General features: G+C 47.2%; 17 protein-coding genes. 10 read left to right on the top strand and 7 right to left on the bottom strand.

What is annotated here, in order from left to right; all coding sequences use genetic code 11:
- Nucleotides 1–3 precede the first annotated feature (3 nt).
- From NDJ01_RS05080 to NDJ01_RS05065, 4 genes are all read left to right on the top strand, one after another.
- Nucleotides 4–735 (top strand): glucose 1-dehydrogenase, encoded by a 732-nt coding sequence (locus NDJ01_RS05080; protein ID WP_006740993.1) that lies wholly within the window; start codon nt 4–6, stop codon nt 733–735.
- A gap of 1 nt (nt 736) precedes the next feature.
- On the top strand, nt 737–1,207 hold the full coding sequence (locus NDJ01_RS05075; protein ID WP_258586377.1) for a GNAT family N-acetyltransferase: 471 nt from the start codon (nt 737–739) through the stop codon (nt 1,205–1,207).
- Nucleotides 1,208–1,325: 118 nt separating this feature from the next.
- Entirely contained in the window at nt 1,326–1,793 is a 468-nt protein-coding gene (locus NDJ01_RS05070) for an HAD family hydrolase (protein WP_258586376.1), read from the top strand.
- Nucleotides 1,794–1,822: 29 nt separating this feature from the next.
- Nucleotides 1,823–2,335 carry a GNAT family N-acetyltransferase gene (locus NDJ01_RS05065; protein WP_258586375.1) on the top strand — a complete coding sequence of 171 codons (513 nt, stop codon included), beginning with the start codon at nt 1,823–1,825 and terminating at the stop codon, nt 2,333–2,335.
- Here the strand turns inward: NDJ01_RS05065 and NDJ01_RS05060 are convergent.
- The 3 genes from NDJ01_RS05060 to NDJ01_RS05050 form a co-directional block, all read right to left on the bottom strand.
- Entirely contained in the window at nt 2,319–2,846 is a 528-nt protein-coding gene (locus tag NDJ01_RS05060; RefSeq protein ID WP_258586374.1) for a hypothetical protein, read from the bottom strand. The two genes, NDJ01_RS05065 and NDJ01_RS05060, sit on opposite strands and share 17 nt — an antisense overlap.
- 238 nt (nt 2,847–3,084) lie before the next feature.
- Nucleotides 3,085–3,369 carry a hypothetical protein gene (locus tag NDJ01_RS05055; protein ID WP_047009765.1) on the bottom strand — a complete coding sequence of 95 codons (285 nt, stop codon included), beginning with the start codon at nt 3,367–3,369 and terminating at the stop codon, nt 3,085–3,087.
- 67 nt (nt 3,370–3,436) lie between these two features.
- Entirely contained in the window at nt 3,437–4,336 is a 900-nt protein-coding gene (locus NDJ01_RS05050) for a DMT family transporter (RefSeq protein WP_248380509.1), read from the bottom strand.
- 92 nt (nt 4,337–4,428) lie between these two features.
- On the opposite strand from NDJ01_RS05050, the gene NDJ01_RS05045 reads away from it, so the two are divergent.
- Complete coding sequence (locus tag NDJ01_RS05045; RefSeq protein ID WP_258586373.1) at nt 4,429–5,865, top strand: PLP-dependent aminotransferase family protein; 1,437 nt, start codon at nt 4,429–4,431, stop codon at nt 5,863–5,865.
- 96 nt (nt 5,866–5,961) lie between these two features.
- Here the strand turns inward: NDJ01_RS05045 and NDJ01_RS05040 are convergent, their stop codons facing one another.
- The 3 genes from NDJ01_RS05040 to NDJ01_RS05030 form a co-directional block, all read right to left on the bottom strand.
- A complete protein-coding gene (locus tag NDJ01_RS05040; RefSeq protein ID WP_258586372.1) occupies nt 5,962–7,098 on the bottom strand; it encodes a glycerate kinase in 1,137 nt (378 codons plus the stop codon).
- A 16-nt stretch (nt 7,099–7,114) separates the two neighbouring features.
- Nucleotides 7,115–8,467: a GntP family permease gene (locus NDJ01_RS05035; RefSeq protein ID WP_258586371.1), complete on the bottom strand. Its 1,353-nt coding sequence runs from the start codon at nt 8,465–8,467 to the stop codon at nt 7,115–7,117.
- Between the two features lie 158 nt (nt 8,468–8,625).
- Nucleotides 8,626–9,768 (bottom strand): sugar diacid recognition domain-containing protein, encoded by a 1,143-nt coding sequence (locus tag NDJ01_RS05030; RefSeq protein WP_017447025.1) that lies wholly within the window; start codon nt 9,766–9,768, stop codon nt 8,626–8,628.
- Nucleotides 9,769–10,002: 234 nt separating this feature from the next.
- On the opposite strand from NDJ01_RS05030, the gene NDJ01_RS05025 reads away from it, so the two are divergent.
- Nucleotides 10,003–10,176: a hypothetical protein gene (locus NDJ01_RS05025; protein WP_005391896.1), complete on the top strand. Its 174-nt coding sequence runs from the start codon at nt 10,003–10,005 to the stop codon at nt 10,174–10,176.
- Between the two features lie 69 nt (nt 10,177–10,245).
- Here NDJ01_RS05025 and NDJ01_RS05020 read toward each other — a convergent pair whose 3' ends face one another.
- Complete coding sequence (locus NDJ01_RS05020) at nt 10,246–10,608, bottom strand: hypothetical protein (protein ID WP_047009761.1); 363 nt, start codon at nt 10,606–10,608, stop codon at nt 10,246–10,248.
- A 283-nt stretch (nt 10,609–10,891) separates the two neighbouring features.
- Here NDJ01_RS05020 and NDJ01_RS05015 point away from each other — a divergent pair, with 283 nt between their 5' ends.
- From NDJ01_RS05015 to NDJ01_RS05000, 4 genes are all read left to right on the top strand, one after another.
- The gene (locus NDJ01_RS05015) at nt 10,892–12,739 is read left to right on the top strand and encodes a M3 family metallopeptidase (RefSeq protein WP_145534121.1); all 1,848 of its coding nucleotides are present in this window, start codon (nt 10,892–10,894) and stop codon (nt 12,737–12,739) included.
- A 65-nt stretch (nt 12,740–12,804) separates the two neighbouring features.
- Entirely contained in the window at nt 12,805–13,341 is a 537-nt protein-coding gene (locus tag NDJ01_RS05010) for a DUF924 family protein (protein WP_258586370.1), read from the top strand.
- A gap of 25 nt (nt 13,342–13,366) precedes the next feature.
- Nucleotides 13,367–14,077: an HAD family hydrolase gene (locus tag NDJ01_RS05005; protein WP_258586369.1), complete on the top strand. Its 711-nt coding sequence runs from the start codon at nt 13,367–13,369 to the stop codon at nt 14,075–14,077.
- Between the two features lie 96 nt (nt 14,078–14,173).
- Complete coding sequence (locus tag NDJ01_RS05000) at nt 14,174–14,491, top strand: DUF4144 domain-containing protein (protein WP_031381607.1); 318 nt, start codon at nt 14,174–14,176, stop codon at nt 14,489–14,491.
- Nucleotides 14,492–14,565 lie beyond the last annotated feature (74 nt).

Here is a 14,565-nt window from a genome sequence, read left to right as displayed (position 1 = left end):
ATTTTGAATAAAGTAGTCATCGTTACTGGCGCAAGCCGAGGCATTGGAGCCGCAACGGCGAAAAAACTGGCCGAGCAAGGCTATGCCGTGTGTGTTAATTACCGTGCGCAAAGTGAAGCAGCTCACCAAGTGGTCAGAGACATACAAGCAAATGGCGGAAAAGCGATCGCCGTTCAAGCAGATGTATCTGACGAGCAACAAGTGCTCAACCTTTTCGATGCAACAGAAAACGCACTAGGCTCAGTCACCCATTTGGTCAACAACGTTGGCATTCTATTTACTCAGTCACCGTTGGCGGAAATCAGCTTAGAACGCTTTCAGAAAGTAATGAACACTAATGTGAATAGCTGCTTTCTCTGTTGTAGAGAAGCGGCGAAGCGATTCAGTACTGGTGGCGCAATTGTGAACGTTTCTTCCGGGGCATCACGCTCAGGCGCGCCATTTGAATATGTCGATTACGCCACATCAAAAGGCGCAATGGATACCTTAACCAAAGGGCTATCGCTTGAATTGGCAGACCGAAATATTCGCGTCAATGGCGTTCGACCTGGTTTCATTTACACCGATATGCACGCCGATGGTGGAGAACCAAACCGAGTGGATAGGCTCAGCCCTCAAATTCCACTAAAACGGGGCGGTACGGTAGAAGAAGTGGCGAATGCGATCGCTTGGCTACTCAGTGATGAAGCTTCTTATGTTACAGGCTCTTTTATCGATCTTTCGGGCGGTAAGTAAAATGGAAGTCAACATTCGACAAGCAACTCCTGACGATTTGGATGCAATTTTTGAATTAAACCTACAAATTAACGCACTGCATTTTGCCAACGCGCCTGAAGCTTTTGTAGCGCCTTCGGAAGACGACCGAGCGTTCCTCACTCAGGCTCTCGAGAATGATGAACGCTTGTTTTTAGTCGCAGAACATGAAAAGGAGGTAGTCGGCTTTTTAACCGCGATGATCACTCAGAATGAAACCGTCAGCTTTCTGATCAAAGATCCAATTTGTCGAGTAGGAACGATTGTTGTCGATGAGGAGCAGAAGCTGCAGGGCATCGGTCGCCAACTGCTTGAGGTCTGTGAGCAATGGGCGCGCGATGCCAATGCTACACAAGTTCGATTAGAAGTGATGGAATTCAATCAACCAGCACAGCGGTTTTACGACAAGCAAGGTTTTAAAACTAACTCACGCATTATGCTGAAACATTTGTAACGATAACGACAATTAAGCGCTTTTCACGACTAAAGCCACCTAAATCGCATTTATCGATGCAATTTATCCCCTGATTTTAGAAAAGACGATATGATGTGCGGATAAAGGAGATTCGAACATGATTTATCTTTTCGATTGGGGGAACACCTTAATGGTGGATTTCCCTCACGCACAAGGAAAAATGTGCGATTGGGAACACGTAGAAACGATTCCTCTAGCCAAAGAAACACTGGCAACACTTTCCCAAAATCATGCTATTTACATCGCGACCAGTGCATCTGATTCCAACATGGAAGAGGTTCAGCGTGCATTCGTCCGCGTCGACTTAGACCAGTACTTAAATGGCTACTTTTGTTTTGCCAATCTCAGCATCGCTAAAAACCAATCTGAGTTTTATCTTGCTATCGCAAAACAGCTAAGGGTTAACGTGAGTGAGTTAACCATGGTTGGCGACTTGCCTCATAAAGACATTTACCCTGCAATGCAAGCTGGCGTAAATACGATTTGGTTTAATCCAACAGGAGCCAGTGCGCCAGCCGATCCCATTCCGAACCAAATTCGCTGTTTATCTGAACTCGTACCTTAACCATAACCTGCACTAATCAAGGAAGATGAATGCAAATCAGACCCATCCAGGTAAGCGATATCGAGCGCTTTACCGAACTGTGGAACCGAGTCTATGCCGAAGGTAAATACCTGCGCAGTCCGGCTCCAGATAAAGACACCCTGACCAATATTTTACGTCGCGTAGAACTTGAATCGATTCCTCAATTTGTTGCTTTGGACAATCACGTTCTGATTGGTAGTGTAGAGATTTTTCCTGCCGAACTGTGCGGTTATGAAGGCGGTCAACTCACTAGCACAGGCATTTTAGGTATTCATATCGATAGAACATTCAGAGGAAAAGGGCTAGGTAAGCAGCTATTGTCTGTCGCACTTAAAAGTGCCTGGGAATATGGTTACGACACCATTGTACTTAATGTTTATAAGGACAACCTTGCCGCGATAGCGTTGTATGAACGATTTGGATTTGAGCACCGTGGTGAACTAGGAGAAGTCACTCTCCCCAATGGCGAAGTGTTGATGAGTCAGAAGATGATGTTAAGCGCGCCTAACAACCCTCAGTAACGTGCCCTCGGACGATAGACTCTGTGGATGCTTGATTTACATAATAGAAATAGCATGCCTCTTCTGCCAAGGTATACCCTTGCGGCCAAATGTACACCACCCGATCAAGACCTGACTGGTCGACAAATTGATAATCGGGAATAGACACAAAGTGGGTACTATTTGGGTGTTGCTGACCAATAATACAAAAGTCACTGCCTTTGCAGGGAACATCAATTTTGGACACGCCACTCTGCGGCAAATCGATTTCTAATAACGCGCCAATGCTATTGGCGCTCGCTTCTGGCATACCGCTTAAGGTTTTTACGTTCCTATCAATATAGTGGACTTGGTTTTGCTCGGCGGTATTGTCTATCGCCACTCGGGCGTTAAAAAATTTAAGCGCGGTACCCAATGACGAATTGGAACTGTGTAACATCGACGCATAGGCTTGGCGATGAATGTGGAGTAGTGTTGGCAACGCAGCCAAAGCGATGAAAGCCAAAGTGGCGAGCACTATGGTGATTTCCATCAGCGTAAATCCCTTTAATCTCACTTTTTTATCTCAGCAGAATGAATGGTCGTTTGCCTCACATCCATGTGAGACCTTGCCAATATATCGCTGATTTAAAACGTTTAAAGCCCTAGTAGATGACAAACAAGAGTCATGGGCCAAAGTTGAGACCGCTCGCCAAGTTACTATGCAAACGCACACATTTATGTGTCAATTTTAGGACTTTATTTATCAATCACTTATTTACTGAAGTAGATTACCCGAGTAGTGGAACGTTATTACGAACAAGTCCGCGACGTACGTTAGTGCACATCTTCCCGAAACGACGGATCTCATCAAACTGCGGAATCACACCCCGCTCCATTGCCGACTCCCAATAAGTAACCTCTGAATCGACCATTTCTAATAATTTCTTTGGACAACCGATGCACTGCCCCTCCGGCCCACACACAAAGGTTTCCGGTTCGTAAATCGGTAGCTCAGCTTTTACTTGCTCGATGATATTACGCATCGCGGTCATTCGATCTGGCTTTAACGTCATCACTCTGCTCCACGGATTAAGATGAAGCAGAATTGTACTCACTGGCACGTGAATGTCCCTACCCAATTTAGGTATATTCTGTTTGAACCGATTTTTTTATCGTCAGCTCTGGCTTTTTAACCACTAGATAGACCGCCGTGGCCGCTAATACAAAACCAGAAATGCCCATCCAATCAAACGACTCACCAAACGCGAGCCAAGCTTGAATCGCGGTTGTTGGCGGCACGAGGTAAAACACAGACGCCACACTCGAAGACGCGCCATTTCTCACCATGTACAGCAGCAGCAGGATGGCCACACAAGAGAGCACGACGACCAACCACAGCACGGTCAAAATAAACTCCAGTTCCCACTGAACTTGCATGGTTTCAAACTGCATCGCAACAGGCAGAAACATGATGAGTGCGGCCAAATATTGCACCGTCGCACCACCAACCATATCCACCTGTTGGCAATGTTTTTTCTGATACAGCGTCCCTAACGTTATACCAACCAAAGACAGTAAACAGACTCCAATGGCTAAGAACTTATGTTGCTCAGACTGCCACTCCATGTTTCCCATCAGCACCATAGCGATGCCGACAAAGCCTAGAGCCAAACCCAGCCATTGCGAGGGTTTAAATTCCTCACGAACAAACACCACCAGCAAAGCCGCGGTTAAAATCGGCTGAATGCCCACCAACAACGAACTCAGCCCGGCAGGCATACCCAAATCAATAGCGAAATAAGTGCCGCCTAAATAGAAGCCATGGATCAACACACCCACCACACAGCTGTGCCAGAAATCGCTTCCTGTCGGCAACCTTCTACGCAATACCGCCACAAGAACCAAAAACAGTAAGACATTGAATGCCATACGGATAGAAAGTAGTGTCGCTGGCTCGGCATACTGCAAACCAAAACGCGCACCAACAAATCCAGAAGCCCAAAGGATGACAAATACAAAAGGGATGGCTCGGATTAACATGATCGCCTCACTCACGCTTGTTTTATGTTTTGAGATACTGTTAATGTAATTAGGTACAGTGTTTTCAAAAAGTGACAGATGGAAGTGTTTTTATGGGTACAGATTTATTGGAAAGCGGTGAAGGGAATAAGTACCTCGTGGTGGAAAAGCACCTTAAACAAGCCATCAATGGTGGCGTTTACCAAGTGGATGATCGACTGCCCTCCATTCGCTCATTGAGCCAAGAATTAAGCGTCAGCAAAAACACCGTGATTCGTGCGTATCAAGAGCTGGAAGCGCAAAACTTGGTGTACTCGGTTCCCAAGTCGGGTTATCGAGTAAAAATCGCCTTGCCGACCTCTCGCTCAATTCCGGATCCGACTCGCGTGGATTTGCTCTCGATCTGCAAAGAAATCCTCACGTACCCTGAATACCAAGAGCGTTTGCCCGCAGGCTCTGCCCACCCAAACATTGACTCCCCCGCGATCAAAAGCTTGTACGCCGAGATTGGCCGCCACAGCCGCCAGCAAACGCATGTACCGAGCCATTACCAATTGCCACCCGGTGATCACCTCTTAATCAAACAACTGGCGAAAATCACACAAGATTTGGGCACGCCAACCAAGTTGGATGAGATCATGGTGACGCACGGCGCGCAGCAAGCAATTAGCCTAGCGCTGCGCGCAACGACACAAAAAGGCGATATTGTCGCGGTGGAGTCCCCTTGCTATTTTGGCAACTTATTGATGCTCGAATCACTCGGCCTCAAAGCGGTGGAAATTCCGAGTTGCCCGCGCGACGGTATGTGCCCCGAAGCCTTAGCAAAAGCAATAGCGACATGGGACATAAAAGCGATCATCGTAACGCCAAACTTCACCAACCCAACTGGTGCCATGATGCCGCTAGAAAAGCGCCGGCAATTGCTATTGGCGTCTGGCAATATTCCTATTATCGAAGACGATGTGTTTGGCGGGTTAAGTTATAACAAGCCTTTGCCAAGCTTGAGGTTGCTCGATGACAAGCAACGCGTAATTTACGTGAATTCGTTATCCAAAACGCTCGATTCGCGTTTGAGAATTGGTTGGATGTTAGCGGGGCGATATCGAGATCAAATTGAGCAATATCTACTGTGTGAAAACATGGGCAGTTTGAACCTAATGCAATCAGCCGTGGCAACGTTTCTAACGTCCGGTAAGTATCGAACGCATACTGCGCGAATGGGTCGGGTTTATCAAAACAACATGCGCCGATTTATCCAGATGCTTCATCAATACTTGGATGAATACGAATCTCTAAAAAATCGATACCAGATCAACGCCGTGCAAGGTTCGTTCTTGCTTTGGTTGCGCCTGCCCAAAGAAACGGACAGCTATGCGTTGTATCAAGCGTGTAATCAACACAGAATCAGCCTACTTCCCGGTACCGTATTTGGCACTCAAGGGCAATATCGACATTGCGTGCGCCTCAGCGTGGCAAACTTTGGTAGTGAAACCGATTGGAGTCACGCGATGCAAACACTGGCAAAGTTGATAGCAAAGCATGTTCGTTAACTCGCTCTTGCTAAATGAACTTATGCCCGCATACGCAGACTGGTAACAACAAAAAACTCCACGCAAAGGTGGAGTTTTCTCGTATCGTTATCGCCCTCACTGCGACTTAATTTGCCACATTCTCGCGACGTTTTCGGCTAAATTGGCAACGTTGACGTCGGCCTCTTTCATGGCCTCAGATAAGCTCATCGCCCTTGGTACACAAGCAAACACCGCATCAATACCGCACTCATAGACCGCCTGATAGTTGTCGCCCACACAACCAGCCAATGCAACAACTGGTAAATCAAACTGCTTGGCCACCTGAGCAACTCCCATCGGCGTTTTGCCATGTGCGGTTTGATGATCGATTCGACCCTCGCCTGTGAATACGATATCCGCATCCGCAACATACTGAGCAAGCTTAACCGTTTCTAGCACAATCTGAATTCCCGGTTGCAAACGTGCTGGCGTGTACCCGAGCAAGGCCGCTCCCATACCACCAGCAGCACCCGCCCCTTCACGAGTCAGTACGTGCTTACCCGTCGCTTGTTCCGTCAACTCGCCAAACTTGCGCAATGCGTTATCGAGCAGAGTGACGTCTGACGCTGTCGCTCCCTTTTGCGGGCCAAAGATAGCCGACGCGCCTTTGTCGCCACAGAGTGGGTTATCAACATCGCACGCTACCAACACTTCGCAAGCAGCTAAGCGCGGGTCAAGACCAGAAATATCGATGGATGCAAGCGCCGCTAACTCGCCTCCATTTGGGGTAATTGCATGACCAGATTCATCAAGAAACGCTACCCCCAACGCGGTCAACATACCCACGCCACCATCATTGGTAGCGCTGCCGCCCAAACCAATGATTAAGCGTTGAATACCTCTGTCTAGCGCGTGTTTGATCAGCTGTCCGGTACCAATGCTGCTGGTCAGTTTTGGGTCGCGAGCGTCACTCGGCACAAGGTGTAGCCCACTGGCCTCCGCCATTTCAATAACCGCGGTTTCGCCGTCGCCGAGGATGCCATAAAACGCTTCAACATCATTCCCTAATGGCGCGGTCACCGTTGTGAAGACTTGTTCGCCTTGAGTTGCATCTATCAAAGATTGAACCGTGCCTTCGCCTCCGTCTGCGACCGGAACCGTAACAAACTCGGCATCATGCCATACGCGAGCAAGACCCGTTTTGATCGCCTCGCTCACTTGTTTGGCGGTTAAGCTTTCTTTAAATGAATCAGGTGCAATTACCACTTTCATACGTATTTCCAGAGACTTATAAGAGAACGAGACTCAAAATGTACACCAATGCCATTGCCGTGACACCTTGAACGAGCGTAGCCATGGTTTGCGCGCGGTAAGCTAAGCCCACCGACATGCGGCTAAACTGCGAAACTACCCAGAAGAAGCTGTCGTTTGCATGAGAAACCGTCATCGCACCTGCACCGATCGCCATCACCGTTAATACGCGGCCCATTTCTGAATCTAGACCCAATTGCGTAAGCATAGGCGCAACCAAAGCCGATGTGGTCACCAGCGCAACCGTTGACGAACCTTGCGCCGATTTTAGCGCAGCCGCAACGATAAATGGCATGAAAATACCCACGCCCAGCGCCGATAACGTCGTACCCAAGTATTCACCTAGCGGCGTTGCTTTTAATACCGCGCCAAATGCACCACCCGCACCGGTAATCAAAAGAATAGGCGCAGCCGCCGTAATACCTTGGCTGATTCGCTCGCCAAATTCTTCAATCTTGTTGTCTGATTTGAGTAGGAGAACAGAAAGGAACAGGCCAATCACCAACGCCGTTAGTGGCTGTCCTAAGAAAGTCAGAACATCAAACACAAAACCTTCGCCTAGCGGTAAGCTTGGGAATTTCGCGATAGAGCCAAAACAGATCAATAAGATTGGAACAAAAATAGGAGCGAATGCTTGGCTCGCCGTTGGCAGTTGGCCGTAAGACGCTTTGAGTGCTTGCCAGTCATGCTGAATTTCATCTGCGGCTTCAATGCCATCTGGTTCTACATGTTGGAATCGGTTCGCCCACAACATACCCGCTAACGCCGCTACCGCTGCAACAAACACACCCACACCAATCACTAAACCAAGGTTAGATTCCAGGCCTAAGTTACCCGCAGCGGCAATCGGGCCAGGAGTTGGCGGCACAAACGTGTGCGTCGCGTATAGGCCAGTAGCCAACGCCACACTCATCGCAACGCTTGAGGTTTTTAAACGCTTCGCGAGTGATTCTTTGAGCGAGTTCAGAATGACAAAGCCTGAATCACAAAATACCGGAACAGAAACGATGTAGCCGATGATGCTCATGGTCAATGTTGGGAAACGCTCACCCAACACTTTGATGACCGTATCGGCCATGGTGATCGCCGCACCACTTTTTTCCAAAATAACACCGATGATGGTACCTAAAACGATAACCAAGCCAATGTAACCAAGGATGCCGCCAAAGCCAGAAACAATGGTTTTGGCAATGCTATCTGCCGGTAAGCCGTAAGCAAATGCCGCAAGGAACGCCGCGATGATCAGCGCTAAAAAGGGATGTAATTTGAATTTGGTGGTCGTGAGCACAATAAATGCGATCACCCCGAGCAGGATTAATATAAGGTTCATGATAACTCCATTTATTCTTATTTTGCTGAGCGAGTCCGTGTTGGCTCACTCAACATGTAGGGACGCATGAATTATTAATCGTTTGCTTTCGAATTCCTTTAGGCGGAGTGACAAATGATGTGGTCAAAAAATGACTCGTATTGTGCAAATGCACAATATCACGCCATTTTTGAGAGCCGAGTCGCAATATAAAGCTCCGCTAACCCCACAAAATTGGTGGTTGGCAACCCTGTTATCTCGGTGATTTTTTCTAATCGATAGCGCAGTGTGTTCCGGTGAATAAACAGCATTTTAGAGCACTCCGTCACATTGCCATTGCATTCAAACAATGCATCTAGAGTTTTCAGTAATTGCCCGGATTTGTCTTTCTCTTTCAACCGTTTCACGCCATCAATAATTTGTTCACCTTGCCAAATATCCGCCAACGGCGCCAACAGCACAGGCAAACGAAGTTCATCGAACAGGTACTTACGTTTCTCTGGGTAGAACTGCTTGCCAATAGCTAATACCTGCTTCGCGCTTTGGTATGACAACGCGACATCTTTAGGCTCATTAAACAGCTGCCCTAGCGCAATGTGAAACGTATGCGAATCGTGATCGCTTAAACGCGACATCAACTTATCAATGCGCTCACTTTCAACTTGGCTATCCCACTGCTTGGCGGAATGACACGGTTTCAACACCACAATTTCATTCACCGAGACAATCGCAACTAGGTTGTTACGCTCTGGGTATTCAAGCAACTCAACAATATTGCGCACGCTCTTCATGCTTTTTGAAGCGGACGGCGTCGAGACTTCAATCACCGTTGCCACCCGTGGTTGAGTCACATCGATAGAAAGACGCATCGCCCAATCTTTCAGCTCTTCATCAGTCAATTTGCCATTGATCCAAGCCAGAATAAATTCTTCGCGATGACGTCTGTCCCACTGAAATTTTTCCACCAGCGCGGCTTGCTCGATTGTCAGTTCAGCAGTCATTTTGACAAGCTTGGCGAAATCTCGGATTTTCTCAGGCTCGCCTGTGACACCAACAATACCGACCACGTCTCCATGCAATTTCAACAGCATATTGATTCCGGGTTTGACACCCTGCAACGTCAAACATTGCTGCTCATTCAGCTCTAGCGAATCGCCGTGATTCAACGCCAATACCGCGCCATCATGCACTTGCCCAACGCGTTTTGGATCGCCACTGCCAATGATGATGCCTGCTGAGTTCATCACATTTACGTTGTGACCAATGATGGACATGGTTCGATCGACAATTTGCTGTGCTAGGGAGTGGTCGAGAATAACCATTTCGATTTTCCAGATTGACAATTTAATCATTCAATAAATCACAAATAGCCAACTGTCGCGATGATGCAGTTAAAAATAACTGAAGCAGCTCAAAGCATTACTCAATTAACCACACGATAAAAATGGATTAAACCCTCATTTTGAGCTGAGAGTTATATACTTAGAACAAAGGTCACCGATGCATTCGTCACTGTGCATCGATACCGCTCGTCTACCTACAGAGGAGGAAACAACATGGAATTACGTAATAAATCGGGTGAAGTCGCAAAAATTGCAGATAATCTCACTTTGAAGGAAATCACAGAAATGGGCTACACCGTAGATTTATGCGATGAAGCATTTGACCCCGGTGAGCATTGGAAAGCGGAAGGTAAAACGCAAGGTATGGGCGAGTACCCAGAGGAGTAAACGTCCTGACGGGCCAGCGCACAAAGCGCTCCATAAACAGAAAAACCGAGCGACTTAACGCTCGGTTTTTTACTTTTGAACTTCTTGAATAAACAAGCCCATCTCTTCAAGATAATTGCCGTTTGAGCATCCCCAATCGGTGACTTCAATCAGCTCGGTAACTAACTGTCCAGATTCATCATTTTGTACTCGCTGCACAAACGCTTCAAAGCGTTCTAACTGCGCCTGAGTTTTAATGCCATGCACAGCATATTCTACAAGCAAGCCGTTGTATGTCTGCCAGCGCTGTTCACCTGAAACATCACTGCTTAAAATTACGGAGCACTTTTGTTGAATGTTCTCAACCGCATCATTTCTTGGCGGCGTGACTGAAGAGCATCCAACCAAAATCGTACCTAGCGCCAATAGCGTAACTTTTGTCTTATTTATCATATCGTTTCCATATGTACTGCCGCGATATAGAAATATTATTACACATGACAAAGATCATCGAGAGCGCCTCGCAGATTAATTACCTGATGAACTGTAAAATCCGTGCCAGTCTTAACACTGCGCACTCCGAACTCATAACAACTCTTGCTAACTCATTAAAATGTAAACAAATAGTAAAATCACGTTTACGCAGTACACTACCAGCAAATTAATTTGTCCCTCCTTTATTATCAACAAGCGTGCAATAATTAGGGGTCTACTCCCAACCATTTGAAGGATCAAAATGACCGCAACGGATTATCTCAACGACCTCAATCAACGTTACCTCGCGATTCACCGCACCAAAGAAGATTTCTTTTGGGAAACTTACATGGGGATCAGCGATGACCATGATGGCTCGACGCAAGCACAAACCGCATGGACAAGCTTTTTGAGCAACGCCGAGCAAATTACTGCCATCAAACAACAGCTTGAAGCCGCGGACTCAATAACCGACCCACAAGAGAAACAGCAAACCATTACGGGTCTTTCTGGTTGGCTGGCAATGTTTGAATCTCACGCAATCGAGGGCGAAAAAGCACAAGCGTTGAAAAATCAGCTCATTGCCTTTGAAGCTGAGCTCTTCGAGAAAAAACAGAACCACGTACAAACGTTTACCGATGAAAACGGCGAGCAAGTGGAAGGTTCACTGCCAGTATTGAGCTCAACCATTCGCACCAACAATCATGAAGAAGTTCGCCAATCGGCTCACCAAGCGTTGCTGAACCTTGAACAATGGCTACTGCAAAACGGCTTTATAGAACTGATCAAACTGCGCAACCAGTTCGCTCGCTCACTTGGTTATGCGACCTTCTTTGATTACTCCGTGCAAAAAACGGAAAAGATGAGCTCTGAGCAGCTATTCGAGATTTTGGAAGATTTCGAACAACGCACGCGAGATGCGCACCTAAACAGCTTAGAAAACTTGGCGAAAGAGAAAGGCGCAAGCGCGCTAACAGGCTTCAACTTTGTTTACTCGTTCGCGGGTGACGTCATGCGTGACCTTGACCCATACGTGCCGTTCTCAAAATCTCTGAGACGCTGGGTAGAATCGTTTGGTCGTCTGAATATTGATTACTCTGGCGCGACGCTAACGCTGGATTTGTTAGACCGCAAAGGTAAATACCCGAACGGGTTCTGCCACGGCCCTATCCCTTCTTTCTACAATCAAGGCGAATGGGTCGCAGCACAGGTGAACTTCACCAGCAATGCCAAACCAGACCAAGTGGGCAGCGGCTACGATGGTATCAACACGCTGTTCCACGAAGGTGGCCACGCAGCACACTTTGCGAACGTAAAAATGAACGCGCCTTGTTTCTCGCAGGAGTTTGCGCCGACTTCAATGGCTTATGCAGAAACTCAGTCGATGTTCTGTGACAGCCTATTAACCGATGCCGATTGGCTAAAACAATACGCACTGGATGATGAAGGGAATTCGGTTCCTGATGAGATCATTCAAGCGATGATCAACAGTCGTCAACCATTCAAAGCCTACGAAGAACGTAGCATCTTGGTTGTGCCATATTTTGAGCGCGCGTTATATCAACTTAGCGATGACGAGTTAACGCCAGAGCGCATCACTAAGCTGGCTCGCGATTGTGAAAAACAGATCCTTGGTTTGGAATGCAGCCCTCGCCCACTGATGGCGATTCCACATTTGCTATCCGACGAAGCGGCTTGTGCGTATCAAGGTTACCTACTCGCGCACATGGCGGTGTACCAGACCCGTGCATACTTCCATGAGAAGTTTGGTTACCTGACGGATAACCCAGAAATTGGCCCACTGCTGGCAAAACACTACTGGCACGCAGGCAATCATTTGTCACACAACGAAACTATTTTCAGCCTGACTGGCGAGGGGTTCAATGCTAAGTACCTAGCGGACGTGTGTAATCTATCCCCAGAACAGGCGTGGGAAGTGCAGCAGAAAAAAATCGACTCACTTGCAACACGAGAACGAGCACCAGTTGCTTCACTGAACGCGACGATTAAAGTCGTCGACGGCAGTAAAGAACTGGCAAGCAACGTCATCTCTGACGAACAAATGTGTGACGATTTTGAACGTTACATCGTAGAGACTTACGGTCGATAACACGCCAAGAGCCAGAAGCCACGCTTCTGGCTTTTTACTATTAAGGCACAACAAAAGGAAGCGTTATGCATCAACAAATCATCAAGTTCTGGTTCGAAGAGCTGACACCTCAAAACTGGTTTGAAAGCAACCCTGAACTGGACAAACATATTACATCGCGATTTACCTCTGTATTAGAGCAAGCCGCTCGTTGTGAACTGTTTAATTGGCGTGACAGCGCACAAGGACGATTGGCCGAAATCATCGTCCTCGACCAGTTTTCACGTAATGTGTATCGCAACACCCCAAAAGCGTTTGCGCAAGACCCGCTCGCATTAGCATTGGCTCAAGAAGCAATTCGGTTAGGACACGATCAAGAATTAGTGCCTGAGCAGCTAAGCTTTTTGTACATGCCGTTTATGCACAGCGAATCTCGACGTATTCATGTCGAAGCTGAGAAATTGTTTCGCGCATCAGGGCTTGAAAATAACTACGATTTTGAGCTAAAACACAAAGCCATCATCGACCAGTTTGGACGTTACCCACATCGCAACGCCATCTTGGGTAGAGAAAGCACACCTGAAGAGTTAGCATTTTTGCAGCAACCCGGTTCCAGTTTTTAACCATCAATAACAACGAGAACGTTGAATGAAATTAGACGCCATATTGTGGGATTACGATGGGACACTCGTAAACTCTGTACCGAAAAACATCGACATCACCAAAGCGATCTTATCCATCGTTGCCCCGCATTTAACTGGCGATAATTTACCGAAATATCTCCATTCAGAAGCCAACTATCACTACGCAAACCACGCGGCGAAAAACTGGCAAGAGCTCTACGTGGATTGCTACGGCATGTCCCATGATGAAATGCTGCAAGCTGGCGGTTTATGGGCAGAGCATCAAGAGAAAAACCAAACACCAGTAACCCTGTTTGAAGGCATTGATGGCGTTATTAAAGAGTTTGCGCAGCTGCCTCACGGCATTTGTTCTCAAAACTCACAAAGCAATATTCGTCGAGTGCTGTCCAACAACGGCATCAGCGCGCCGTTTAAATCCATCGTCGGGTATGATGACGTCTCGAATGGGCACCAAAAGCCCGATGCGTACAGTGGCATCAAATGCGTTGAGTCGATTTTTGGTCACGCAGAAAATCGACAGCTGATGTACATCGGTGACCATGAAGCCGACACGCAATTCGCACGCAACATCGAACAGCAGTTGGGTGGCCAAAGTAAGGTGATTGCCGTTGCAGCAGCGTACAGTGGCGCGATGCCAGAGAATTGGAGCGTGCAACCAGACTACGTGGCAAGAACGGTTGACGAGCTGTTTTCGATTATTGCTCAACACACGTAATTTTTGACTGCGGTTTAAGGCCAACACCTTGAAAGTCAGCGATCACCTTGCCCTTTTAGACATTGAAACAATTTTAGCCACTACACTGGAGGCCCCATGGTTACATGGCCATGTTTATTGAAACTCGATGGCGACGATGAACTTATCTATTTGCGTTCTCATGCCGATCTTGATTCCGAATGCGAAGCGCTCATTTGGGGGCCAGATGATTACGTAATTGACTCAAATGGCAACACGTTCGGGTTGCAATACAACGATTCGAACACCACCGTTTTACAACCGGAAAAACGCACTCTGTCCGTCGAGGAAGTTACGTCGCTCATCCAGTCGCATGAGTTTAGTCTCGCACAAAGGTGCATCATCAAAATTCACTTCACCTCGGTACAGCAAGCTGTTGAGGCATTAGCCAATTAACTCGAACTTTGCCCATGTTGATTACATAAAATTATTATCTTTATAATTTATGATAATTTCATGTAATTAAAACC

It is taken from the genome of Vibrio sp. HS-50-1 (assembly GCF_024747315.1).
In the GTDB taxonomy this organism is placed as follows: Bacteria; Pseudomonadota; Gammaproteobacteria; order Enterobacterales; family Vibrionaceae; genus Vibrio; species Vibrio diabolicus.
The sequence above is the reverse complement of the archived record's forward strand: the minus strand, read 5'-3'. Positions and strand labels throughout refer to the sequence as shown.

What these genes read in the sequence shown, in the direction of transcription:
- NDJ01_RS05075 (WP_258586377.1), top strand. Translation starts at nt 737, where the DNA reads ATGGAAGTCAACATTCGACAAGCAACTCCTGACGATTTGGATGCAATT.
- NDJ01_RS05070 (WP_258586376.1), top strand. Translation starts at nt 1,326, where the DNA reads ATGATTTATCTTTTCGATTGGGGGAACACCTTAATGGTGGATTTCCCT.
- NDJ01_RS05065 (WP_258586375.1), top strand. Translation starts at nt 1,823, where the DNA reads ATGCAAATCAGACCCATCCAGGTAAGCGATATCGAGCGCTTTACCGAA.
- NDJ01_RS05060 (WP_258586374.1), bottom strand. Translation starts at nt 2,846, where the DNA reads ATGGAAATCACCATAGTGCTCGCCACTTTGGCTTTCATCGCTTTGGCT.
- NDJ01_RS05055 (WP_047009765.1), bottom strand. Translation starts at nt 3,369, where the DNA reads ATGACGTTAAAGCCAGATCGAATGACCGCGATGCGTAATATCATCGAG.
- NDJ01_RS05050 (WP_248380509.1), bottom strand. Translation starts at nt 4,336, where the DNA reads ATGTTAATCCGAGCCATCCCTTTTGTATTTGTCATCCTTTGGGCTTCT.
- NDJ01_RS05045 (WP_258586373.1), top strand. Translation starts at nt 4,429, where the DNA reads ATGGGTACAGATTTATTGGAAAGCGGTGAAGGGAATAAGTACCTCGTG.
- NDJ01_RS05040 (WP_258586372.1), bottom strand. Translation starts at nt 7,098, where the DNA reads ATGAAAGTGGTAATTGCACCTGATTCATTTAAAGAAAGCTTAACCGCC.
- NDJ01_RS05035 (WP_258586371.1), bottom strand. Translation starts at nt 8,467, where the DNA reads ATGAACCTTATATTAATCCTGCTCGGGGTGATCGCATTTATTGTGCTC.
- NDJ01_RS05030 (WP_017447025.1), bottom strand. Translation starts at nt 9,768, where the DNA reads ATGGTTATTCTCGACCACTCCCTAGCACAGCAAATTGTCGATCGAACC.
- NDJ01_RS05025 (WP_005391896.1), top strand. Translation starts at nt 10,003, where the DNA reads ATGGAATTACGTAATAAATCGGGTGAAGTCGCAAAAATTGCAGATAAT.
- NDJ01_RS05020 (WP_047009761.1), bottom strand. Translation starts at nt 10,608, where the DNA reads ATGATAAATAAGACAAAAGTTACGCTATTGGCGCTAGGTACGATTTTG.
- NDJ01_RS05015 (WP_145534121.1), top strand. Translation starts at nt 10,892, where the DNA reads ATGACCGCAACGGATTATCTCAACGACCTCAATCAACGTTACCTCGCG.
- NDJ01_RS05010 (WP_258586370.1), top strand. Translation starts at nt 12,805, where the DNA reads ATGCATCAACAAATCATCAAGTTCTGGTTCGAAGAGCTGACACCTCAA.
- NDJ01_RS05005 (WP_258586369.1), top strand. Translation starts at nt 13,367, where the DNA reads ATGAAATTAGACGCCATATTGTGGGATTACGATGGGACACTCGTAAAC.
- NDJ01_RS05000 (WP_031381607.1), top strand. Translation starts at nt 14,174, where the DNA reads ATGGTTACATGGCCATGTTTATTGAAACTCGATGGCGACGATGAACTT.